Genomic DNA, 25,955 nt, shown 5'->3' with positions numbered 1-25,955 from the left:
CTATTTCAAATCTTCATCATTAATATTTTCATCAGTTTCAGGATTATAGTTTTTTGTTAACAGCTCAACTACACCTTTTCCGCCGGCTGTGGATGTATCTGCATTTACCGGTATATTTTCGTTTGTATTTTCCACAGTTTCTTCGTCATCTTCTTCATCTTCATCCGAATCTTCTATATCAAGTTCTTCAAACTCATCGTCTTCAATAACTTCTTTCTTTTTGAATTTGATTCCGCCATCTTCTATTACTTTTTTCACAAGACATATCAGTAATAATAAAGCCAATGAAACCGCACTTATTACAGCTCCCTCAATGATACCTGAACTTACATACTTAAACTCTATTTCATGCTGCCCTTTTTCAAGTTTCAAGCCGATAAAAGCATCTAAGAGCTTTATTTTCTCAGCTTTCTTTCCGTCTACATAAACACTCCATCCTTCATCATATGGAATAGAGGTAAACAATGTGGTATTTTCAACCGCATGAACATTTCCTGACAGGTATGAATCTGAAATTTTACTGAGATATAAAGGATTTTTATTTAAGATATAATACAGTTTCTTCAGTGAATCATAATTGACTCTATATACTCTTGCATCAATAGATTCATCCTTATCATCTGTACTCACAAATCTTCCGTTTTTCTCACCCTCAAGGGTTCCAAGTTCCAATATATAATGTCTCTTCAGATTCTTAAATGACTTTTTGACGTCTCCGTCTCCATAACTGAACTCCACTTCATCAATAGACGGATTTGTAACATACGCATAGTATTCGCCGTCTATATCAGTCTGAAAGTTTACTGACGTAGACTCCTTTATAGTCTCTATTTGCTCAAATATATCAGGTAAACCGTAAACGGCCGCCAAATCATTTTGTACATCTATAGGGTCTCCGAGATTCAAGTTCCAATCATCACTAAATCTTTCATCAACCATATATCCAAGAGGCAGAGTATAGAGATTTTCATATAAATAACTGTTTCCGGATATATCCACATAAGAAATATTTGTATTTCTTGATTCACCGTTATATATTGCATATCTTACCGCAAAAAGCATATCTAAAAGAGGCGTCTCCCCAGTTATTGAATATGCATTAGTAGATGCTTCATTTCCAAGTTTTTCAAATAATTCGGTAAGTGAAGCGTTTGCCGTAGATGAAAAAATAGATACCGATTTAAAATTCAACCATGCACCGTCATCCTTTGTCTTTCTGTCCACCTTATCAATACGATAAAAATCATCCATCGGTAATTTCTTAAGTAAAGCTCTTACATCAGCATTGTCATTTATATAATTGCTTCTGCTTATTGTTGTCACACTTGTAACCGACATATTAACACTTGATTCAATTACCACTATTGCAAGTGTAATCAAAAATAAATATGTTTTTGATATTCTCTTTTCCATATGCAAATACATTAACATTGCGTAAATGCTTATAAAAATCATTGCCCCGTAAAATACTGCAAAATGGAAATCCTCATTATTTACTATCTTTTGTGCAAGCAAAATATATATCATACTGATTCCGAATGCCAACCCCAAATCTTTGGTTGTATTCGCACTTAAATTATCATAAGCCTTTGCACAAATAAAAAGTACAAGGAATATATAGATAAAACTCTGTCTAGCAGGTAATGAGTTGGGATAATGGAGTCCGTGCCATATATAATTTAATACATTTATTGAAAAACCTGCAAGAAAAAATACCAGCAATGAAATATAAACCGTTTTTTCTTTCTTTGAAATCTTTCTGTTCAGTATGTACAAAACAACAAATAAAAATATTCCGACACCACAGAATATATTCGGCCAATGATCAAGTCCGATTTCAACTTTTACATTGCCCATATGTCTGGCAATCATATCGAAAATAGAAAAATATGAATTAAATGTACTTGGAAAATCAAAGTCTCCCGAGGCTGTAAGCTTAAGTGCATATATTTCAGGCAATAAAACAAGTGCACTCAGTCCTCCGGCAAGCAATGAATAAACAACAAATCTAAATGAAGCAATTGTAAATTTTCTCCAATTGTTTTCAGTATCCATTACATTGAGAGAAATGAAGTATATGACCATAAATAGACAAATCATTATGGAAATATAGTAATTTGACAGTATACATAGTCCAAGTAAAAGTGTATACAGTAAACCTTTTCCTGTTTTTACAAGCCTTTCAATACCGAGACATACTATCGGGAAAAGTATAATACAATCCAGCCACATAATGTTCCAGCTATATGCTGCCATATAGCCTGAAAGTGCATAGAATATACCGAAGAATAATATACCTGCCTTATTGCCTGAAGTATGTTTTGATAAATAATATGTAAATGAAAGTCCGGAAAGTCCTATTTTTGCTACTATCATATATGTCATAAACTCTATCACATATTTTTGTGGACATAGAATAATCAGCCAGTTTAGAGGACTGGCAAGATAGTAAGCATAAAGTGCCGAAAAATTTATTCCCATACCGAGGTCCCAGCTGTAAAGAAGTGAACCGCCGTTACTCAGCTTATATTTAAACTCTGAAAAAAACGGAGCATACTGATGATACATATCAGTTCTCAAAAAGCTCTCATCACCAAATGGGAATATTCCTCTTTGTATGAATATTAATATCATTATAAAAACCGGTATAATAAAAGATAAAGTAAATATTGCCCTTTTATCCATTATAATTTCATCTCTCTGATTCAAATTTAAATCGTTCATTTTTCTCCTCCGTCTTCTCACTAATTATAGTAGAGGTTTTTTTTTTAATCAATCTAATTCATAAGATTTATATACAATAGTAAAAAAAAATGCTATACTTCTACCTAAAAGTTGTTAGGAGATATATGAAAAAGAAAATTTTATTACCTATTTTGGCTTTCGCAATATTACTTACAGCGATTGCAGTCATATTTTCAAATATAAAAAACAAAAATAAAGAACCTGAAACTACTCTTGAAACTACAACCACTCAAGAAGAAACTACAACCGAGCCGCCTACAAAAGCTTATGAGACTGATGAAAATTATACAAGGAAAATTGATTTTGATTCGTTAAAGGCTACAAATCCTGATGTTATCGCATGGGTGTATATTCCCGGAACTGTAATTGATTATCCTATATTATGGAAAGAATATGATATAGAATATTATTTACACCATGATATAAACCATCAGGAATCATATTATTCCGTGTACATGGACGGCTACAGTAATTCGGATTTTTCAACTCTGAATAATATTATCTACGGTCATCATATGAAAGACGGTAAAATGTTTACCGATATCACCAAGTTCAAAAAAGAAGATTTTTTTAAAGAACATAGAATGATATATATTTATACTCCGAATAAAACTTACAGATTAAAGACTATAGCCGCTCTTTATACCGATTCGGCACCTGAAAGAAGACAGACATATTTTGACGATATGGATTATTTCCACAACTATGTGGACAGGATGACGGAAAAATGTACCTTCAGAGAGATTCCTGAAAAGGGTGTAAATAAGATTTGGTCTTTTATAACCTGTTCGTATGAGGGTGATGATACAAGAACTGTTTTATACGCATATGAATTGGATGATAATGATGAACCTGCACAATATGATTTATCAACTATTGATTTTGGAGAAGATCACAGGTAAAATATATACTGTTTTTTGTATTATAACCTCAGGTTATAACAATTATATTATATAATAAATTGACATTTATCATAATGGTGCTATAGTAAATTGAAAACCAATATGATTTTATTAATTACTACTTTTAATATTGGGAGGTAAAATGAGACGAGTATTTTCACTTATTGTAGATAATTCTGCAGGTGTTTTAAGTCGTGTGTCAGGTCTGTTCTCAAGGAGAGGATACAATATCGACTCTCTCACTGTTGGAGAGACAGCCGATCCGCGCTTTTCAAGAATGACAGTTGTTTCTATCGGAGACGAGGATACACTTGATCAAATAGTTAAACAGCTGAGAAAACTTGAAGATGTAAGAGATATCAAGGTTTTAGAGGAAGGCAAAAGTGTTTTCCGTGAAATTATAATGATAAAGGTAAAAGCCGATGCTTCACAGAGACAGGATATCGCAGCTCTTTGTGATATTTTCAGAGCTACTATTGTAGATGTGGCTAAGGATTGTTTGACAGTTATGCTTACAGGTGATAATTCAAAACTTGAAGCACTTTCAAATCTTCTTTCCGATTATGAGGTTTTGGAACTTGCCAGAACAGGACTCACTGCTCTTTCAAGAGGAAGTGATGATGTAGTTGTTTTCAACTAGTTTTTATTTTGATGGTTCCCCAACCTAAATGGGTTAAAATAGAAGTTACTTAGGAGGTATTTATATGTCTAAAATTTATTATCAAGAGGATTGTAATCTTTCAATGCTTGAGGGTAAAACTATCGCAATCATCGGTTACGGTAGCCAGGGACATGCACATGCATTGAACTTAAAGGAAAGCGGATGCAATGTAATTGTCGGCCTTTATGAAGGAAGTAAGTCATGGGCAAAGGCAGAAGCACAGGGACTTAAAGTTTACACAGCTGCAGAGGCTACAAAGAAAGCAGATATTATAATGATTCTTATAAACGATGAGCTTCAGGCTGATTTATATAAGAATGATATCGAGCCGAACCTTGAAGCAGGAAATATGCTTATGTTCGCTCACGGTTTCAATGTTCACTTCGGTTGTATCACAGCACCTAAAGATGTGGATGTTGCAATGATTGCTCCTAAGGCTCCGGGACATACTGTTCGTTCAGAGTATCTTGAGGGTAAGGGAACACCTTGTCTTGTAGCTGTAGAGCAGGATGCTACAGGTAAGGCTCTTGAGCTTGCACTTGCTTACGGTGCAGGTATCGGTGGTGCCAGAGCAGGTCTTCTTGAGACAACATTCCGTACAGAGACTGAGACTGACCTTTTCGGTGAGCAGGCTGTTCTTTGCGGCGGTGTTTGTGCACTTATGCAGGCAGGTTTTGAGACTCTTTGTGAGGCAGGCTATGACCCAAGGAATGCATATTTTGAGTGTATCCATGAGATGAAGCTTATTGTAGATCTTATCTATCAGTCAGGATTTGAGGGAATGAGATATTCTATCTCAAACACAGCAGAATACGGTGACTATATCACAGGACCTAAGATTATTACAGAGGATACAAAGAAGGCTATGAAGCAGATTCTTACAGATATCCAGGACGGTACATTTGCTAAGGACTTCTTACTTGATATGTCTAATGCAGGTCGTCAGGTTCATTTCAAGGCTATGAGAAAACTTGCAGCTGAGCATCCTTCAGAGAAGGTAGGTGCAGAGATCAGAAAGCTCTACAGCTGGAACAATGATGATGAGAAGCTTATCAATAACTAATTCTTATAAAGTTTTAGCCACTGCTTTCGCAGTGGCTATTTTAAGTTATATATATTATTTTCTTATACCATTAGCATCTACTTGATATCCGTCTACATAAGTATTTACAGACAGATCTCCATCAATACCGAAATGATAGAATTTCTCTCCTATATTTTTCCATGCAGACTGAAATATAGCTCCACCGGATTTAGAATAATACCATTTGTCCTTGTATGATATCCACTCATTTTCTGCGATATACCCACCTGCTTTTGCATAATACCACTTTCCATCGATGTATAGCCATTGATTTTCCACCAGCTCACTATTATCATCCATATAGAACCAATGATTTCCATCCTTTACCCAAGATGACTTTATATTTTCTCCAAGTATTGTCCACTTACCATTTGTAAGCTTATACCAATTCTTGTATGAAACCTTATTTGTACCTTTATTTTGATTTGCAGAAGATGATTTACCACCTGATCCACCTACGAATAGTCTGCTACTTGCGTTTGGTTTTATAATATTTGATGGTGTTTTTTTACTCTCTACATCCTTTATCTCCTTATTTTTATCTGACTTTATCTCTGATGTAGAATCAGTAATTGTATTTTCATCATGTTTTATATCAGTTTTATCTGATTTGGAATCTCCTGCTATCACTGTATTTGAGTCTGTTTTTTGTTCCTCATTTGTATTTGTAGATAAGTCTTTTTCATCTTCTTTATTTATAGGTGGAGTTTTTTGCTCCTCTTCTTTAGCAATATATTTTGCTAAAATATCATCTACTCTATCTTCCAATTCTATCAAATCTTGTAAATCACTTGCTGAATTTACCTCATCAATCAAACGTTCTTTTTCAACCTCATTAATCTCTGAAGAATTTATCTTTTCAAGTATTTCTTCTTTCAAATTAAGTTTTGCTTGAATTGATCCAAATATAGCTACATCAAGGTCAATTCCTGCACTTCTAAGTTCTCTAAGAGTTTTTGCATTCTCTATCTTAGATTGTAGTGCTTTCACCTGTGAATTTCTTAATTTCCTTGCATTTGATGGTGTAGAAACCTTTTCTAAAAGTGCTTCCTTTTCACTTCTAAGCTTCTCATTGTCAAAATCAAATTTTACTTCGATATTATCATATAAAGTTGACTTTAATATCAGTTTATTTTCACCATCTAAAAGTAGTCTTTCATTTATAAGTAATGTACTGCCAAGAGCTGATCTTGTGTACTGTGTCTTACTAAGTTTTTTGTTATTTAGTTCCACATAGGCCAATGAATCTGTATAGCCATACTCAGGCAATTTTCCCTGTGAGAAATTAACAGCTATATTCTTCTTATCCGGATCTTTTTCTACCTCAAATGTAATATTGGTATCCTTTATAGCAAAATCAATATTTGCATCTTTATATCCTTTAGCGGATATTGTCATTGAGAAACTACCTACAGTCTCAAGAATACCTGCAGACTTTCTCCAATCTTCAAAATCCAGAGATACCTTATCATTATTTTTTACAAATCCATCAGTTTTTGTAGTGCTGTATCCCCTGTCATTTGATATTTTTATAGACTGTATAGCATCCACATATTCTTTATTTGAAGATATTACAACCGGATTTCCTTTTACAACAGATTTTACTTTGACTGAAGGCTCCTTTAACTCTCCTATAAGCTCTGAAGGTGCTACAATATCCTTTAAAACAACTGTAGGATAATCATTATTTTGCAATATAACAGTATATGTATGATCTGCAATAAAATTCTTTGCGAAGATCTTTAATACATTTCCTCCGGCATACTCTGACCAAAAATCCTCATTTGGTCCCGGCTTTAAGACTTTAAAATCTCCTGTAGTTTGATCCTTTACAGTAATCTTACTTTCCGACCTTGGAGCATTGTTATTTCTTTTATCAAAATATGTACGCAGTACAAATGTACTAGGAGTTGTTTTTGATTTAAGTTCCAGACTGTAATCACTGTCTGTTAAAAATCTGTACTCTACCTTTACATCCTTTGTACCAAACACTCCGCTTCTTTTTATAAAAAAGCTTACACTGCTGTCATCATATCCCTTAGCCTTAAACTCTAATATAAATCTTCCGCTGTCATTCTTAAAATACCTTTTATTTATTTTTAGAGTAAGATTATCCTTATCAAGTTCATAATAACGATTAGGATTATCTCCATACTCATCTTCATATCCGTGTTCTTCATCGTCAATAGCCTTTTGTGCTATCGGATACATCTCATAACTGTATCCGTTTCTATCCTTTAATACTATTTTATTTAACTCTGAAAGCCAAGCCTTATCATCTTCATCAAATGACATTAAAAAGTCTTCATCCGATTTAATATCATCAGCCCACAATGTTCTTGCCGGCTTTACATTTGCAAGGTCAGGACTTTCAATATCCAAATTCAGTGTTTTAACTGAAGGGTGATATAATGAAAGTCTATATTTTTTGTTTGATTCAAATACTTTTGAAAAAATCTGTAATTCACTGTAGGACTTTTTGTAATCCTTATTTTCTTCCAAAGTCTTTGTATTTTTCGCCTCACCTTTTTCATCCAATACTGAAAGTTCAATATCACTTATTTCACTCAGATAAATAGAGTTTACACCCTCACCGTAAGTTATCTTTAAACTGTTATCTCCTTTTGTATCCCAGTTATACTTTAGTGGATCGGCATGCTCATATAAAATAACTGTACCCTTGGTATTTAAAAATCCTTCCACTGCTATATCTATATCATAGATATAGAGTGACTGATATATTCTCTTACCGTTTTTAAACTGAATTGTCAATTCATCATTATCTTCGTCAATACTTACATCATATTTATCTTTTTCTATCTCAGTTGTACTGCCTGCCATTGTAAATATTTCACTTACAGTAATTTTTTCCTTTAAATCACCCCTAACAGCATCATAAAATGCCGCTCTTTCCTCGTCACTATTATGTTTCAGTTTTAATTTAAAGGCAACATCCACTCCATCTGTATTTTCAAGTGCAATAAGCTTAGGGCTGATTTTTTGTTTTTTAAATTCATCGCCCAGTTCCACAAATGTTTTATATGTAATATCCTTCATATAAAAATACAGTATATTTTCACCTTTGTTTAGATATTTATATGGTATAAATATAGTATACCATTTTGATCTGTCTGTATTAACAGTCTCATATCTATATTTAACATCATTTATACCTATATACTGAATCTCATTTACAAAGCCGTTACTTAAGAAATCCTTATTAAGGTGCATTATCAGATATCCATAAGAATTGTTGTATTCCAATGATTCAATAAAATCACTCTCAAAAGGCAAATTCTTATCTGATTCACTGACCTCTGTACCTTTATCTTCTCCTTCACCTCTTCCGGGTCTTAGAGAAGGTACAGGTGGTGGTCCCATAGTTGATGCATGTGATACCACATCAACTTCCCTTACACCAATCGGCTTCAAAACTTTTGTGTAGAAAAAAGATGACATAACCATATTCGTGGCTAATATACTACACAATACTACTTTAAAAATACGCTTAAACATGTCTCGTCCCTCCAAACGAACAAATAAAAATTTCTATGTAAAAGATCATCATATTATTTAGTTAGTATATACTAACTCATATTCTGAAAAAATCTGTCCAACTTAATAAGTTAATCCTCGTTTAATAACATCGGAAAATTCTTAATAAGTACCGGACAGATTCTAATAATATTCAAACTATATTTTACATAAAATGTATCTGATACATACCGTAGTATATAATTATATATATATTTAGTCAAGTATATAAAGTGTATTCATTGTATTTTTTGTATGCTAATTTTAGAAATATCACTTATTATTGTACAAACATATTACTAAATGTAAATTATTTATTAAATCATCTCTAATCTCCTTGTAGAGGTATAAAAGTTCTATCAGCTTCTGCTTTATTTATTTTAACAGCATTTTCATATATTTGATTAGCTTCTTTTACAAAGATTGATTGTGAATTTTTCTTTACATTTCCTTCTCTTTTTAGCTTCTCATATCTTCCGTCAGGTAACAGTATAGACGCCTTTACATTATCCTCCAGCTCCACATCCAGATAATGTTTTATACTCTTTATTATATCCTCATCCGCCACCGGGAATACTATCTCCACTCTCTTTTCCAGATTTCTGTTCATCCAGTCGGCGCTTCCAAGAAAGATCTCTTCATCATTATCTATTCTAAAGTCAAATATTCTTGCATGTTCAAGGAATGTTCCTACAATAGATCTAACTGTAATATTCTCAGAGACTCCTTTTATGCCTACTTTCAAACAGCATATACCTCTGACAATCAAATCTATTTTTACTCCTGCACAGCTTGCCGAATACAGTGCGCATATAATATCCTTATCAGAAAGCGAGTTCATCTTTGCTATGATTCTTACCTCGGATCCTCTTTTGGCGGCCTCTTCGCATTGGCTAATCTTTTTTAAGAATATATCCTTCATCCAAAGCGGTGCAACCACATATCTTTTCCAGAAAGGCGGCTCCGAATATCCGCTGAGCATGTTAAAAACTGCCGTAGCATCCTCACCGTAACTTTCTCTTGCTGTAAACATACCAAGGTCAGTATAAAGCTTTGCAGTAGAATCATTATAGTTTCCGGTACCAAGATGCACATATCTTCTGATACCGTCCTCTTCCCTTCTTACAACCAGAGTTATCTTTGAGTGCGTCTTTAATCCTACAAGTCCGTAAATTACATGACAGCCTGCTTTTTCAAGCATCCTTGCCCAGTTGATATTATTCTCCTCATCAAATCTTGCCTTAAGCTCCACCAAAACCGTAACCTGCTTACCGTTATCGGCAGCATTTGCAAGCGCCTTGATAATAGGTGAATTTCCGCTGACTCTGTATAAAGTCTGCTTTATAGCAAGAACATTTTTATCCGCCGCCGCCTTTGATACAAAATCTATCACCGGATCAAAACTCTCATATGGATGTGAAAGCAAAATATCCTTCTTTTTTATCTCCTCAAATATATCCTCACAGTCTATAAGCCTTTGGTTCATTACAGGAACATGCTTTTTATCCTTTAGCCTATCAAAACCTTCAAGAGAATATATCTTCATCAGAACTGTCAAATCCAGAGGTCCGTTTATCTTAAATATATCCTCTTCATCAACATTCAACTCATTCTTTAGAAAATTTAAAAGGCTTGCATCCATTCTTTCTTCGGCTTCAAGTCTTATGGCCTCTCCCCACTGTCTCTTCTTAAGTTTTTTCTTTATTTCCTCCAACAGATCCGATGCATCATCCTCATCAAGCTTAAACTCAGCATTTCTCATTACTCTGAATGTTGCTGCGGATATTACTTCATAATTTAAGAAAAGTTTATCAATATTTTTCTCTATAATATCCTCAAGATAAATTATCTTTCTCTCCTCGGACTCTGTAGGTATCTCCACAATTCTCGGAAGTACTGACGGCACCTGCACCATTGCAAAGTCCATATCTTTGTCTACATTTCCAAGATATACATCCTTTTTCTTCTTTTTTGATGTCTCTTCTTTTCTTTTTCTTATCAGAGCCGCAATATTTAAAGTCTTATTTCTGACAAGTGGAAAAGGTCTTGAAGCATCTACAGCCATAGGTGTAAGCACGGGGTATACAAACTCGTCAAAATATTCATTGATGAATTTTTTTTCATTTGCATCAAGTTCATCATCATGACTTATTATATGCAGATTTTCCTTCTTTAAAAGCGGAACCAAAGATTTGTTATAAACCTCGTACTGCTTTTTAACAAAATCGTGAGTCTCCTTAGTCAGTATACCAAGTTGCTTATCCGCACTCATTCCCGAGATATCTTTTTTCTTATAATCAGCATCCACCATATCTTTTAATGAAGCAATCCTTACCATAAAGAACTCATCAAGATTTGAAGATGTTATACTTAAAAATTTCAATCTTTCAAAAAGTTTAACATCATCATCCTCAGCTTCATTTAAAACTCTGATATTGAACTTCAGCCAGGACAGCTCCCTGTTTGTAAAATATTCTACATTATCAAACTTTTCCATAATAGCCACTCCTTCCTATCAAAAAGTTCTTATCTGTTTCAAAATAAATTCTATTCCGAAGATTTCTCTAAAGAAATCTCTGTGAGAATTAAAACTTAGTATTTCAAGACTCAAATCACCCATGTAATTCACTTCAAGTTTCAGCTTATTTTCATCTAATTTCAATGTAAAATTCTTTATTTTCTGCTTATGAGATCTGTCAAGTGCATTTGCCATTTGCAGTATTGCACTTAATTTTGCAAGCCTGATATCTCTTTTGTTATAAATATTTTCTTCATTATCAATGTTTGATATTTCCGCCATAAGCATTCTCTCATCATGAGATATACCTATAATCTCTCCTGATGAAATGATATTGTAGGTGGCCGTATCACTGTTTTTCATATTTATAAACTTACCGATATTATGAAGTATCGCGGCTATTTGTACCAAGAGCCTGTCTCTTTCCGTTAAACCGCTGACCTCCTTTATGGCATCAAATATAAGAAGAGCGTTCTTTTCCACCGCACTGTTGTGTTTGCTGTTTCCTCTGTATCTTTTTGCAAGATTTTTTGATGCCGCAATTATATCTTCTTCAAAATTATGACCTACACTTATGATTCCGGTTTTCTTTGCATATTCTGCCGCAATACCGTCTATTAAAAGCGTACCCGGCATCCATATTTCCTTAGCATTAAAAAGATCAAAAATTCTTTGAAAAATAAGTACACTCGGCAAAATCATCTTTGCATAATTTTTACTTACACCAAGTATATTCTCTATTTCCTCAACACTCTTTCCGCGTATTCTATCAAATAATTCAATAAATCTCTCATAATCTATTATCATATCTGATGATTTATGATCCATATATCTGAATACATACATAAGAGGTTCTCCGATACCGATTATAGTCTTTACTTTTTTATTCTTAAGATAAATTTTCTTAAATGTATTAAGGTCGTTATCTATAAGCTCTGTAAGTACATTATGCTTTTTTTCATTGATATTATCAATCTCTTCCACCATCTCTCGAAGTCTTAAAACTCCAAGTGATAAATTTTGCGTGCTCTGTATTGCACCGTTATCATAAAGAGTAAGCTGCATACTTCCAAATCCGACATCGGCAATAGCGGTACCGCTCTTTATATATTTCTCAAAGAGCTCACCTTTTGAATCAATCGACATATAATTGATAAATCTTTGCTCTGAGTTTGATATTATACTTATATCAATCCCGGCTCTTACCTTTATCTGGTCAAGCACCTGCATATTGTTTGAGGCTTCTCTCATGGCGCTGGTCGCATATGCCTTATACGCATCCACCTTATAGCTATGCATTATTTTCTTAAAATCCGATAAAATATCACATAGCTCATCTATCATTTCATAACTGATCTTACCGAATTTGTAGGTATCACTGCCAAGCGCAATAGTATGCTTGACATAATCAATTCTCTTTATTCCTGATTTACTTATCTCATAAATTCCAAGTTCAAGCTCAAATGAGCCTACATCAATCGCCGCAAAATATTTTATCTCACTCTTTCCCATACGCTCTCCAAGTCTATTGACTCTGTAAATAAGTTATAAATTGTGTTGCACTTCTTCCGGACATACCACCATGAGACAATTCCCACATGTTGGCTTTTGAAAGTATTTCACTCTCATCCATATCTATATTATGCTTCTTTGCCAAAGCAAGTACAATAGAGTTAAACTCTTTTTTATCAGGTGAACCGTAATAGATTTTTTCACCGAATCTTGCAGATAATGAAAGCTTCTCCTCAACAGTATCTCTTGTATGAAGTTCTTCATCTGTTTCAGTCTTATCTCTGAAACTTTCTCTGATAAGATGTCTTCTGTTACTTGTAGCATATATCAACACATTCTCAGGTCTTCTTCCAAATCCTCCTTCAAGAATCGCCTTTAAATACTTGTATTCAAGCTCCGACTCTTCAAAGCTTAAATCATCCATATATATGATAAACTTATAATTCCTGTCTTTAAGCTGCTCAAGTATATCTGACAAATATCTGAATTGATGCTTGTAGATCTCAATAATCCTAAGACCTTTATCATAGTACTCGTTTACAATAGCTTTTACACTTGAAGATTTTCCGGTTCCCGCATCTCCGTACAATAAACAGTTATTTGCAGGCTTACCCTTTATAAAACTCTCTGTATTTTCTATAAGCTTTTTCTTTTGAAGATCATAGCCTATTATATCATTCAAATAAACATGCTCGACTCTGGTTATAGGTATTATATTTGCAGTCTTTAAATCCGTACCTTCTTCTATACGAAAAGCTTTATTCAAACCGAACTTTCCTACACCGTATTCCTTATAAAATTCAGTTATTATATCTTTAAACTCATTGTCTGAGTCCGCCTCCATAAGTTGCTTTGAAAGTCTTAGAATTCTGTCTCTTACTCTGGTGTTTACAAGCTTTGAATCTCTCCCGTTACCTTCATAATTATATATCTCTTTTAATAAATCACCGTTAATATTAGGTATAAAATGAATCAACTCTCTTAATATTCTAAAATCATGTATTGCAAAGGTATTTATACTTCCTGAAGTTTTACCTACAATCTCTGTAGCTTTTGAGTATACATTCTCATTGTATGCAAGTGCCAATGCAAGTATATTAGCCCAAAGATTCCCGTGAAGGCCGTACTCACCTGCAACTTCAAGCATCTTTGATATGGTTTTACTTACATTTGTGCTGTTCTTATCCAAAGCACAAAACATTCTTATTGTGTCTTCAAACTTCAAGTCTCTATATAATATCAAATCATCTATCTTTGAATCTTTGCATGTTTTTATGCTGTACATATTTCCCCCTTAAGCTACATTAATTATTTGAACAATAGTTTCCCAAAATCTTTAAAAATGGCACTTTATTTTTAAGTATTTCAAGTACATTTGAAACATTTGCCGAGTTTAGATTTGCCTCAATATCTATAAAAAATCTGTACTCAAATGTTTTCTCCGCTATAGGTCTTGATTCTATCTTTAAAAGATTCAATCCGTTTAAAACAAATATTCCGAGAATATTATACAGCATACCTTTTTCATGTGGAAGTTCCAATATAAGGCTAAGTTTATTTGAGGCTTTCGAAAAAATCTTTTCCTTACTTAATACTACAAATCTTGTGGTATTATTGGAATTTCTGTTAATTCCCCTGTCTAAAATATTCAGACCGTAAAGTTTTGCTGAAAGCTCGGAAGCAATTGCCGCCTGCTCAATCTTGCCTTCATTTTTTACTTTTTTTGCAGATACGGCAGTGTTTAAAAGACTAATCTGACTCCATTCAGGATGTTCTTTTAAATAAGAAGCACATTGCATTAAAGCCTGTGGATGTGAATATACTATTTTAATATCAAAAAAGCTTGCACCCTTTATACCCAAAAGACAGTGGCTGATATGTAAATCATATTCCGCCACAATTACTACATCTTTTTTTAAAAGCAAATCGAAAATATCTGTAACAATACCGGCAGATGAATTCTCAATCGGTACAACACAGTATGACGCCTCACCGTTTAAAACTGAATTTATAGCATCTTCAAAAGTATTTACATTCTCTGTATCTGCATCCGGAAATAATGTCTGTGTTACTATATGTGAATACGCACCTTCCACACCCTGATACACTATTTTTTTTATATCGGAATCCATATATTCTTTGCATTTAAATCCGCTTGGCATATCATCAAATTTTATTTCCTCAAGTCTTTGCATAGTACTCCCAAAGTTTTATCTTTTTTCTTTCACCATGTTTTCAAGCATATTTACAATTTTATTTCTTGCATATGCACCAAGCTTTTTCTTCTCCTCATCGGACAATTCCGATATTATTATCGGCTCACCATACTCAATTATTACATTGCTCTTTTTCATAAAAGGTAAATGCTGTTCCCATATCTCATATGTACCGTAAATAGCTACAGGTATAACTGGTACCTTTCCTTTTTCAGCTATCTTCAATGAGCCTTCTTTAAAATCCTTTACATTTGTGACATCATCATTTAAGTTTCTTGTTCCCTCAGGACAAATCCATATCGAAATACCTGATTTAACTTTTTCTACACCCAGTAATATTGTCTTAAGTCCATGTTTTATATCTTTCCTGTTTAAGAAAAGGCAATTGAGCAAATCCATCCACTGTTTAAGAAGCGGAACCTTTATCATTTCATACTTTGCCACAAAACCGAGCGGTTTATAAGTATATGCATATCCTGCAAGTATATCAAAATAACTTCTATGATTACTTACAAATAAAACGCCTCCGTCTTTTGGAATATTTTCACGCCCTCTTACTTCCACTTTTGCCCCGGCCAAAAACAGTAAGAGTCTGAAAGTTATACGCACCATTGTTTGTGCAATAGTAGAAGAAGTAGAAGAAGTAGCAGGTTTAAACCTTTTTATTATAAGTAAAACAAGCATTGTAGGTATAAAAAGTACCAAGTATAAAAGTAGACATAATGCTACCAAAATAAATCTAATCATTTGAAAAAACCTCTCATTATAATAATGGACTAAGGAGTCTGCTCACCTGTTCTTTAACTCTTTGAATAAGTGAGCGATTCTTATACATTGACAATGTATACTCCTTTGAATCATAAATATCTCTCATAAAATTATCTTCAAGTTCTGTTGCAATATCTTCATCGTAAATCATTGCATTTACCTCAAAATTAAGCTCAAAGCTTCTTATATCCATATTGGCCGTACCCACACAGGCTACCTTGCCGTCAGCCATTACTGACTTTGCATGTAAGAATCCCTTCTCGTAGGTATATACCTTTCCACCGGCTTCAAGAAGAGTTCCCGCCCAGCTAAGTGTAGCGGAATATACAAACGGATGATCCGGCATACATGGAATCATAAGCCTTACATCAACTCCCGATCTTGCCGCAATATTGAGCGCACTTATAAAAGCCTCATCAGGTACAAAATAAGGCGTGTGAATATACACATGGTCCTTTGCATGATTTATAATCTCTATGTAATTATCTCGTATAAGTTTAGTCTCAGAATCGGGTCCGCTTGAAATTATCTGCATTCTAAGAATATTGTCACCTTCTTCAGGTACAAAATCCATCTCATCCGGTCCGATAAAATATTTGTCATTTATGAAAATATCTTCTTTTGTCGCGTACTTCCAGTCCAGTCCGAATCTAAGTTCAAGTCCGTTTACAGCCTCTCCGACTATTCTAAGATGTGTATCTCTCCAGTGTCCGAATTTCTTTGAGCCGTCAACATATTCTTTTCCTATGTTAAAGCCTCCTACATAACCGATTTTACCGTCTATTACAGCTATTTTTCTGTGGTTTCTGTAGTTTATACGAAAGTTGATTCTTCCCAAAGTTGCAGGGAAAAATACACCTAACTTTATGCCATGAGATTTTAAATTATCTAAAATCTTCTTTGACATAAACCTTCCGCCCATTCCGTCAAACAGAATTCTTATCTCAACACCCTCATCAGCTTTTTTTATAAGCTCCTTTGCTATATTAAGGAAAAGATAGTCCTGCTTTATAATATAATATTCCAAATGTATATATTTTTTAGCATTCTTAATATCTTCAATAAGTGCATCAAATTTATTATTCCCGTCTGTGAATATATCCAAGGAATTTTTCATTGTCAAAAGTGAACCGCCGGACATAAGGTTGTACTGCATCAATCTATGATATTCCTTGGCATACAAATCATTCTTCACCATTTCACTTTTTGTGAAGAATTTTTCCTGCCTGATAGTAGCTCTCCTTATGCCGTCTTCAACACTCTTTAATTTAAACATTCTGGATTTTCTGTAGTCCTGACCTATAAATAAATACAGTATTATTCCGACAATAGGCAAAAAATTAAGTACTAAAATCCATGTCCAAACTGTTCTCGGATCTCTTCTTTGGAAAAATACTATTATCAATGACAGTATCAAATTCAAATAGAACAAATGAACAAATCCTAAGTGACCTGTTTTTAAAATATCAAACATATAACTCCCGGTTTATTAATTTAACTACAATAACTAAATAATTTATGTAATATACGTTACTATAGCAACAGAATTTTCTATAATCCTGTCTATTATACCACTAATATTGTTTTTTTACATTAAATAAAAAAGAGTCGGTCGCCCGACTCTTTAAATTATTTATTTTTGTACAACCGCAGTAAGCTCATTATAAGGATCCAAATCTATATAGATTATATCCTTTGCTTTCAACTCACTGTCTGAAAGAATAAGCTTTGCAACCATGGTCTCGACATTCTTTTGCAGATATCTCTTTAGCGGTCTTGCACCATATGCAGGATCATATCCGTTATCAATGATATAGTTCTTTGCCGCATCACTAAGTTCCACTTTAAGTTCCTTACTTTCAAGTCTCTCATTGAGCTCATCCATTAACAGATTTATAATATTTCCGATATTGTCCTTTGTAAGCGGTTTAAACATAATGATTTCATCAAGTCTGTTTAAGAACTCAGGTCTGAAGCTGTTTCTAAGCTCATCCATTACTTTATTTCTTGCCTCTTCGCTGATATCACCATATGTATTGATACCGTCAAGCAAGTAACCCGAACCGAGATTTGATGTCATTATTATAATGGTATTTTTAAAATCTACAGTCTTACCGAGCGAATCTGTAACTCTACCGTCATCAAGTACCTGTAGCAGTACATTGAATACATCAGGATGTGCCTTTTCTATCTCGTCAAAGAGTACTACGGAATAAGGTTTTCTTCTTACAGCTTCTGTAAGCTGTCCACCCTCATCATATCCTACATATCCCGGAGGAGCTCCTATAAGTCTGCTCACGGAGAATTTCTCCATGTACTCACTCATATCGATTCTTATCATATTGTTTTCATCATCAAATAGAGCCTTTGCTAGAGATTTTGCAAGTTCTGTCTTACCTACACCTGTAGGTCCGAGGAATAGGAATGAACCTATAGGTTTTGAAGGATCTTTTATACCCGCTCTTGAACGAATTATAGCATCGGTAACCTTCTCAACCGCCTCATCCTGTCCGATTACTCTCTCATGTAAAGTATCTCCAAGATGAAGAGTCTTTTCTCTTTCACTCTCACTTAGCTTTGAAACAGGAATATTTGTCCATCTTGAGATAATTCTTGCAATTTCTTCATCTGTAACAGATTCACGAAGAAGTCTGAGATCTTCTTTTTTAACCTTTTCTTCTTCAATCTGAAGCTGTTTTTGCAACTCAGGAAGCTTTCCGTATTGAAGTTCTGCAGCTCTGTTAAGGTCATAGCTTTGCTTTGCGGCATTTATCTGTCTGTTGACCTCATCAATCTCACCTCTGAGTTTTGCAAGACCTTCAACACTCTTTTTCTCATTTTCCCATTTTGACTTTGCTTCATTTAACTCATCATTAACCTCTGCTAGTTCTTTTTGTAAAGCTTCAAGTCTTTCCTTTGAAAGATTATCATTTTCTTTTTTAAGTGCGGTTTCTTCAATCTGAAGCTGCATCTGTCGTCTTGAGAGCTCATCTATCTCTGTAGGCACTGAATTAAGCTCGGTCTTTATAAGAGCACAGGCCTCATCTACAAGGTCGATAGCTTTATCAGGAAGGAATCTGTCACTGATATATCTGTCTGAAAGTACTGCCGCACTTACCAAAGCTCCGTCAGTAATTTTGACTCCGTGATATGCCTCATATCTGTCCTTCAAACCACGAAGTATTGATATTGTATCCTCTATTGTAGGTTCTTCTACAAGTACAGGCTGGAATCTTCTCTCAAGTGCCGGGTCCTTTTCAATGTACTTTCTGTACTCATCAAGTGTTGTAGCACCAATACAATGCAACTCACCTCTTGCAAGCATAGGCTTTAACATATTTCCGGCATCCATACTGCCCTCTGTTTTACCTGCGCCTACAATTGTATGAATCTCATCTATGAAAAGAATAATCTCACCTTCAGACTTTCTTACCTCATCCAAAACCGCTTTCAGTCTTTCTTCAAACTCACCTCTATACTTCGCACCGGCTATAAGCGCACCCATATCAAGTGCAAAGAGTTTCTTATCCTTCAAATTATTTGGAACATCACCTGCTACAATTCTTCCTGCAAGCCCCTCTACTACCGCAGTTTTACCTACACCCGGCTCACCTATAAGTACAGGATTGTTCTTAGTTTTACGGCTCAGTATTCTGATAACATTTCTTATCTCACTGTCTCTTCCGATAACAGGATCAAGTTTTTGCTGCCTTGCACGTTCAACAAGATCATATCCATACTTATTCAAAGTATCATATGTAGCCTCAGGATTATCGGAAACCACTCTTTGATTGCCTCTTACCTCTGAAAGTACCTGTAAAAACTTATTTTTATTTATTCCATACATTCTGAAGATCTGTGCTACATTTGATGAAGGATTTTCCAAAAGATTCAGGAAAATATGCTCTACCGAAACATACTCATCTCCCATGCTCTTTGCTACATCCTCAGATGTAATAAGAACTTTGTTCAAATCATTACTTATATAGGCATTTCCGCCGCTTACCTTCGGAAGCTTTTCTATTGCGGATTCAACTTCGTTTCTAAATTCATTTTCATTGATACCCATCTTTTTTATAAGATTAACTATCAATGAACCGTCTATATCTAATAGTGATGCCAACAAATGTATTTGTTCTATCTGTTGATTGCCATGAGTAGCTGCAACCTTTTCCATGTTTTGTACAGCTTCAATTGACTTTTGCGTAAATTTGCTAATATTCATTATATCACCACCTTTGTTATCTTTGTTATACACGTACTATAACAGACTTATTTCTATATGTCAAGCGAATTTTAAATATTATTTTGAAATATTTTATAGCCCCTGTTAATTAAATTCTTTTTACATTTTAGGTCTTGTAAAAGTGTAAAATTTGGACTATAATACGAAAAATGATTTTTATAAAGGAGAAGTATGAGACATCTTTTAAACCCATTGGACTTTTCTGTTGAAGAAACTAATGCACTTTTAGAGCTTGCTATTGATATTGAAAACAACAGGGGAAAGTATTCCAAAATTTGTGAAGGAAAAAAATTAGCAACTTTATTTTATGAGCCAAGCACACGAACCAGACTCTCATTTGAAGCAGCGATGCTTAATTTGGGAGGTAGCGTACTTGGCTTTCATTCTGCCGATTCATCATCTGCAGCAAAGGGCGAAAGCGTTGCGGATACTATTAGAGTAATTTCTTCATATGCGGATATCGCGGCAATGCGTCATCCAAAAGAGGGTGCACCGCTTGTTGCAAGCAAATTCTCTTCTATTCCTGTAATTAATGCCGGTGACGGTGGACATCAGCATCCTACACAGACTCTTACAGACCTTTTGACAATAAAGAGAATGAAGGGAAGTATCTCAGACCTTACAGTCGGACTTTGCGGCGACCTTAAGTTCGGTAGAACAGTTCATTCACTTATTAACGCTCTTATCAGATATCCGAATATCAAATTTGTTCTTATCTCTCCTGAAGAGCTTAAAGTCCCTGACTATATCAGAGATGATGTACTTAAGGCAAATAATATCGAGTTTAGTGAGGTTACAAGCCTTGATGAGGCTATGCCTGAGCTTGATATTCTTTATATGACAAGAGTTCAAAAGGAGCGTTTCTTCAACGAAGAAGACTATATTCGTTTGAAAGACACATATATTTTGGATAAGCAGAAATTAAAGCATGCTAAAAAGGATATGTATATACTCCATCCGCTTCCAAGAGTAAATGAAATAAGCGTTGAGGTTGATAATGACCCGAGAGCCGCGTATTTCAAACAGGCTGAGTTTGGTGTATATGTAAGAATGGCTTTGATTCTCACTCTTTTGGAGGTAAAATAATGTTAAATATCAGTGGATTAAATGAAGGTGTGGTACTTGATCATATAGAAGCCGGAAAAAGCTTGGATATATATTTTCACTTAGGACTTGATAAGCTTGATATACCTGTTGCAATTATAAAGAATGCCAAGTCTAAAAAAATGGGTAAGAAAGATATTATCAAAATCGAAGGTGATGTACTTGATTTGATAGATTTTGACGTAATCGGATATATCGATCACAATATCACAATCAATGTTATAAAGAATAATTCGATTGTTGAGAAAAAAACTGTTTCATTACCTGAGAAGATAACAAATATTATCAAGTGTAAGAACCCCAGATGTATCACTTCTATAGAGCAGGAACTCCCACATATCTTTTATCTTTCAGATAAGGAGAACGAGGTATATCGTTGCATATATTGTGAAGAGAAAAGAAATAAGAAAAAATAATATTTTAAAACAACAAACTGCCGGATTAAATTTTAATCCGGCAGCCTTTTTATACCAATATGGCTTTCTTAATTTCCACCTTTTCAGGTAATCCTTTTATTTCTCTTAGAATCTTCATGAACTCTTTTCCTGTAATAGTTTCCTTTTCTATAAGGAACTCTGCCAGTTTGTCCATTACATCCTTATTTTCTCTAAGGATTCTAAGGGCTTCATCATAGCTCTTTTTAAGTATTTTCATTACTTCTTTGTCAACTTCGGTAGCTGTATTGTCACCACAGTCAAGTATTGACTGTCCTGAAAGATATTGATTTTCAACTCTTGCAAGTCCCATCAATCCGAACTTATCACTCATACCATACTGTGTAACCATTGCCCTGGCAATAGATGTAGCCTTTTCAATGTCATTTGATGCACCTGTTGTTACGGAATCAAATACTATTTCCTCGGCCGCTCTACCTCCAAGAGTACTTACAAGCATATCCTCAAGTTCTTTTTTTGACTTAAGATATGTCTCTTCTTCAGGAACATACATTACGTAACCCAAAGCACCCATTGTTCTTGGTACAATAGTTATTTTTTGTACAGGCTCGGAGTTTTTTTGCAGTGCAGAGATAAGTGCATGTCCCACCTCATGGTAAGATACAATTCTTCTCTCTTCCTGATTCATTACTCTGTCCTTTTTCTCCTTACCTACAAGAACAACTTCGACAGCTTCAAAAAGGTCTTTTTGCTTTACAGCCTTTCTGCCTTTTTTTACCGCCAAAATAGCCGCTTCATTTATCATATTGGCAAGGTCTGAACCTACAGCACCTGATGTAGCAAGACCTATTGCTTCAAGATCTACGCTGTCATCCATAAGCACATCTTTTGAATGTACCTTTAGAATGTCAACTCTTCCTTTAAGATCAGGTCTTTCAACAATTACTCTTCTGTCAAATCTACCCGGACGAAGTAATGCAGGGTCAAGTATCTCAGGTCTGTTTGTAGCACCAAGTACTATAAGACCTTTTGATGAATCAAAGCCGTCCATTTCGGAAAGAAGCTGATTGAGAGTCTGTTCTCTCTCATCATTTCCTCCACCCATTCTGGAATCTCTGCTCTTACCTATTGCATCTATCTCGTCTATAAATATGATAGCAGGAGCCGCCTCCTGTGCCTGTTTGAATAAATCTCTTACTCTTGAAGCACCTACACCTACAAACATCTCTACAAAGTCTGAACCTGACAGAGAAAAGAACGGTACATCCGCTTCTCCGGCCACCGCCTTTGCGAGAAGTGTTTTTCCTGTTCCCGGAGGTCCCACCAAAAGAGCTCCCTTCGGAAGTCTGGCACCAATCTTTGTATATTTCTCAGGATTATGCAAAAAATCAACTATTTCAGTCAAAGATTCTTTTGCCTCATCTTCACCTGCTACATCCTTAAATGTAATACCGGTTTCCTTTTGAACATATACTTTGGCATTGCTCTTGCCGACTCCCATGAATCCGCCTCCGCCCATTCTCTTCAACAAGAAATTCATCATAAGTATGAAGAAAATAAACGGTAGAATAAAACTTAGGAATGACAGTATTGTAGATGTAGTCTCAAACCTTTCCATAGTTGCCGGCACATTGGCCGCATATAATCTGTCAACCAATGCATCGTCTTCTATTCTGACCGTCTTATACACAGTCATGGTTGAGTAATCTGAAAGATTTGGCTTTACCTTTATTTCAATAGTACCTGCCATTACCTTTACCGACTCTACCTTTCCGTCATTTACCATTTGCATAAACTCAGTATAAGGTACTTCCTTCGTTGTGGCCTTCTTAAGCCTGTTTGAAAGTATGCTTACTGCAAAGAATGCAATGGCAGCCGCAATAATAAGTATAATAATAGTCCTATTATTCAGCCCATTGGATTCATTTTTATTTTTTTTATCCATACACTTCCTTTCTATTTTATTTTACTCTTATTATAATTTATAAGAGAACCTGCCTCCACTATGGATTTTTCCGCATCAGTCATTTCCGCAATGCTTAAGCTTATTTCTTTTATATTTTCTCCTATAATATAGGCAGGAATTTTTGACATATCACCTCTTAGGTGCTTCTTGATATTCGGTACAAAGATATAATCTCCAACCTCGAAATCAGGCTCCGAATCTAAGAGGAACGGCAGCATGCCCCAATTCATCACATTAGAGCGATATCTCTTTGTTGCATACTCCTTAGCAATATTTGCAAGACCGCCGATAACTCTCTGGCAACTTGCAGCTTGCTCTCTTGCAGAACCGTCACCGGGTTTCTTGGCATATATAATACTGCCTATCTCGGTTTCGTTTGCGACGATATCTGCAAATCCGGGTATAGTCTTTATCTTATCAAATATTTGGGCCAGCTCTGTATTATCTTTTAAGATGTCTTCACCTTTTCTTCTTGACTTTTCAATAACATCTACCGCCTTGCTTCTGCCTACATATTCAGGATCTCTTCTTGAAAGTGTAAACTCCGCAAGTCCAAGCGGATTTGATCTGTAAGATGATGTCTCTCCTGAAGGTATAAGCTCATCTGTAGTGGTTACTTCATCAAGAATCTTTGAACATACCTTTAAAAGGATATTATCTGTAAGAGCAGTCATCTCAGGCCAATCCTTAATATTAGGGCCGTAAACCAAAACGCTGTCCTCTCTCGCCGCTCCAAATCCCTGATAAACTCTGTTCTTATATATTGTGTCATCATAATTATACTCAGGCACGATATAATCATCTGCAAACTCTGTGGCAGGTGTTAAAAATCCCTTGTTTCTTGCAGTTGCGGCTACAGATCTCGCATCCATAAGCGCTACGGCGGACATCTGTCCCGATCCCGGCTTTGATCCCTCTCTGTTAGGGAAGTTTCTTGTAGTATGTCTTATAGAAAGACCGTTATTTGAAGGAGTATCTCCCGCACCGAAGCATGGTCCACAGAATGCAGTCTTTACTACCGCACCGCTTTCCATAAGATCTGCCACAGCACCGTTTCTTGTTGTTTCTATAAATACAGGCTGTGACGAAGGATAAACATTTAAGTTAAACTCATCAAATCCTGTACTGTGTCCTTTAAGAATATGTGCAGCCTCCATTACATTTGAATAAGTTCCGCCTGCACATCCTGCTATAATACCCTGTGATACTCTGAGCTTTCCGTTTTCGATCTTATCTAAAAGTCTGAGACCTTTTCCGGCTTCTCCACCTATCTTTATTGCCTCAAGTTCCACCTCGTGAAGCAGATCCTTTAAATTTGCATTAAGGAAATCTATTTCATATACATTACTTGGATGGAATGGAAGTGCAATCATAGGCTTGATTGTAGAAAGGTCCACATGTACAACACCGTCATAATATGTAATATCGGCAGGCTTTAACTCCTTATAATCCTCAGCTCTTCCATGAACAGTAAGGAATTTCTTTGTATCCTCATCAGTCTCCCAGACAGATGAAAGGCAGGTAGTCTCTGTAGTCATAACATCCACACCGTTTCTGTAATCTGTGGTCATAGATGCGATTCCGGGTCCCACAAACTCCATTATCTTATTCTTTACATATCCGTTTTTAAATACCTTACCTATTATTGCAAGTGCGATATCCTGCGGTCCGACACCTGCCTTCGGTGCTCCCTCAAGATAGATTGCAATTATTTCGGGTCTGTTTACATCATAAGTATCCTGTAAAAGCTGCTTTACAAGCTCACCACCGCCTTCACCGATAGCCATCGTTCCAAGCGCTCCGTATCTGGTATGTGAATCCGATCCAAGTATCATCTTTCCACAACCTGCAAACGCTTCTCTCATATACTGATGTATTACAGCAATATGAGGCGGCACATATATACCGCCATACTTTTTTGCAGCGGAAAGACCGAACATATGGTCATCTTCATTTATAGTTCCGCCGACTGCACAAAGTGAATTATGACAATTTGTCAAAACATAGGGTATCGGAAATTTTTCCATACCGCTGGCCTTTGCAGTCTGTATTATTCCAACAAAGGTAATATCATGTGAAGCCATTGCATCAAACTTCAGTCTGAGCTTATCCATATTTCCTGAAGTATTATGTTTTTCAAGTATATTGTAAGCTATACTTCCTTTTCTGGCTTCTTCTTTATCTATATCTTTTCCTGTAACAGATTTTAATTTATCTAAATCATTCTCTTCTATAAGCGTCTTACCGTTAATAAGGTAAGCTCCACCATTGTACAAATTAACCATATTTCCTCCTAGTTTTCCA

Annotated in this window: 16 protein-coding genes; 5 read left to right on the top strand and 11 right to left on the bottom strand. The window is 35.2% G+C overall.

Features of this window, described 5'->3' with window-relative positions; genetic code table 11:
• Entirely contained in the window at window positions 1-2,724 is a 2,724-nt protein-coding gene (locus EHV10_RS05005) for a YfhO family protein (RefSeq protein WP_128673716.1), read from the bottom strand.
• Between the two features lie 125 nt (window positions 2,725-2,849).
• On the opposite strand from EHV10_RS05005, the gene EHV10_RS05000 reads away from it, so the two are divergent.
• From EHV10_RS05000 to ilvC, 3 genes are all read left to right on the top strand, one after another.
• The gene (locus EHV10_RS05000; protein ID WP_128673715.1) at window positions 2,850-3,647 is read left to right on the top strand and encodes a class B sortase; all 798 of its coding nucleotides are present in this window, start codon (window positions 2,850-2,852) and stop codon (window positions 3,645-3,647) included.
• 142 nt (window positions 3,648-3,789) lie between these two features.
• Entirely contained in the window at window positions 3,790-4,287 is a 498-nt protein-coding gene (gene ilvN, locus EHV10_RS04995; protein ID WP_007591794.1) for an acetolactate synthase small subunit, read from the top strand.
• A 64-nt stretch (window positions 4,288-4,351) separates the two neighbouring features.
• On the top strand, window positions 4,352-5,371 hold the full coding sequence (gene ilvC / locus EHV10_RS04990) for a ketol-acid reductoisomerase (RefSeq protein WP_007591793.1): 1,020 nt from the start codon (window positions 4,352-4,354) through the stop codon (window positions 5,369-5,371).
• Window positions 5,372-5,425: 54 nt separating this feature from the next.
• Here ilvC and EHV10_RS04985 read toward each other — a convergent pair whose 3' ends face one another.
• From EHV10_RS04985 to clpB, 8 genes are all read right to left on the bottom strand, one after another.
• Entirely contained in the window at window positions 5,426-8,908 is a 3,483-nt protein-coding gene (locus EHV10_RS04985; RefSeq protein ID WP_128673714.1) for a hemoblobin-interacting domain-containing protein, read from the bottom strand.
• 346 nt (window positions 8,909-9,254) lie between these two features.
• A complete protein-coding gene (locus EHV10_RS04980; protein WP_128673713.1) occupies window positions 9,255-11,423 on the bottom strand; it encodes an RNA degradosome polyphosphate kinase in 2,169 nt (722 codons plus the stop codon).
• Window positions 11,424-11,441: 18 nt separating this feature from the next.
• Window positions 11,442-12,956 carry a Ppx/GppA phosphatase family protein gene (locus tag EHV10_RS04975; RefSeq protein ID WP_128673712.1) on the bottom strand — a complete coding sequence of 505 codons (1,515 nt, stop codon included), beginning with the start codon at window positions 12,954-12,956 and terminating at the stop codon, window positions 11,442-11,444.
• Window positions 12,957-12,969: 13 nt separating this feature from the next.
• Window positions 12,970-14,241 (bottom strand): ATP-binding protein, encoded by a 1,272-nt coding sequence (locus EHV10_RS04970; RefSeq protein WP_128673711.1) that lies wholly within the window; start codon window positions 14,239-14,241, stop codon window positions 12,970-12,972.
• Between the two features lie 19 nt (window positions 14,242-14,260).
• Window positions 14,261-15,151: a prephenate dehydratase gene (gene pheA, locus EHV10_RS04965; RefSeq protein WP_128673710.1), complete on the bottom strand. Its 891-nt coding sequence runs from the start codon at window positions 15,149-15,151 to the stop codon at window positions 14,261-14,263.
• A 15-nt stretch (window positions 15,152-15,166) separates the two neighbouring features.
• Entirely contained in the window at window positions 15,167-15,919 is a 753-nt protein-coding gene (locus EHV10_RS04960) for a lysophospholipid acyltransferase family protein (RefSeq protein WP_128673709.1), read from the bottom strand.
• Between the two features lie 16 nt (window positions 15,920-15,935).
• Entirely contained in the window at window positions 15,936-17,414 is a 1,479-nt protein-coding gene (gene cls / locus EHV10_RS04955) for a cardiolipin synthase (protein WP_128673708.1), read from the bottom strand.
• A gap of 159 nt (window positions 17,415-17,573) precedes the next feature.
• Window positions 17,574-20,165 carry an ATP-dependent chaperone ClpB gene (gene clpB, locus EHV10_RS04950; RefSeq protein WP_128673707.1) on the bottom strand — a complete coding sequence of 864 codons (2,592 nt, stop codon included), beginning with the start codon at window positions 20,163-20,165 and terminating at the stop codon, window positions 17,574-17,576.
• Window positions 20,166-20,357: 192 nt separating this feature from the next.
• Here clpB and pyrB point away from each other — a divergent pair, with 192 nt between their 5' ends.
• Entirely contained in the window at window positions 20,358-21,272 is a 915-nt protein-coding gene (gene pyrB / locus EHV10_RS04945) for an aspartate carbamoyltransferase (protein ID WP_128673706.1), read from the top strand.
• A complete protein-coding gene (locus EHV10_RS04940; RefSeq protein ID WP_128673705.1) occupies window positions 21,272-21,706 on the top strand; it encodes an aspartate carbamoyltransferase regulatory subunit in 435 nt (144 codons plus the stop codon). Before pyrB ends, EHV10_RS04940 begins: the two co-directional genes overlap by 1 nt.
• Before the next feature lie 49 nt (window positions 21,707-21,755).
• Here EHV10_RS04940 and ftsH read toward each other — a convergent pair whose 3' ends face one another.
• A complete protein-coding gene (ftsH, locus tag EHV10_RS04935) occupies window positions 21,756-23,630 on the bottom strand; it encodes an ATP-dependent zinc metalloprotease FtsH (RefSeq protein ID WP_128673704.1) in 1,875 nt (624 codons plus the stop codon).
• A gap of 11 nt (window positions 23,631-23,641) precedes the next feature.
• Window positions 23,642-25,936 carry a hydratase gene (locus tag EHV10_RS04930; protein WP_128673703.1) on the bottom strand — a complete coding sequence of 765 codons (2,295 nt, stop codon included), beginning with the start codon at window positions 25,934-25,936 and terminating at the stop codon, window positions 23,642-23,644.
• Window positions 25,937-25,955: the final 19 nt, after the last annotated feature.

It is taken from the genome of Lachnoanaerobaculum gingivalis (assembly GCF_003862475.1).
Taxonomy (GTDB): Bacteria; Bacillota; Clostridia; order Lachnospirales; family Lachnospiraceae; genus Lachnoanaerobaculum; species Lachnoanaerobaculum gingivalis.
Note: the sequence above shows the minus strand (reverse complement) of the source record. Positions and strands in the feature narration are given on the sequence as shown.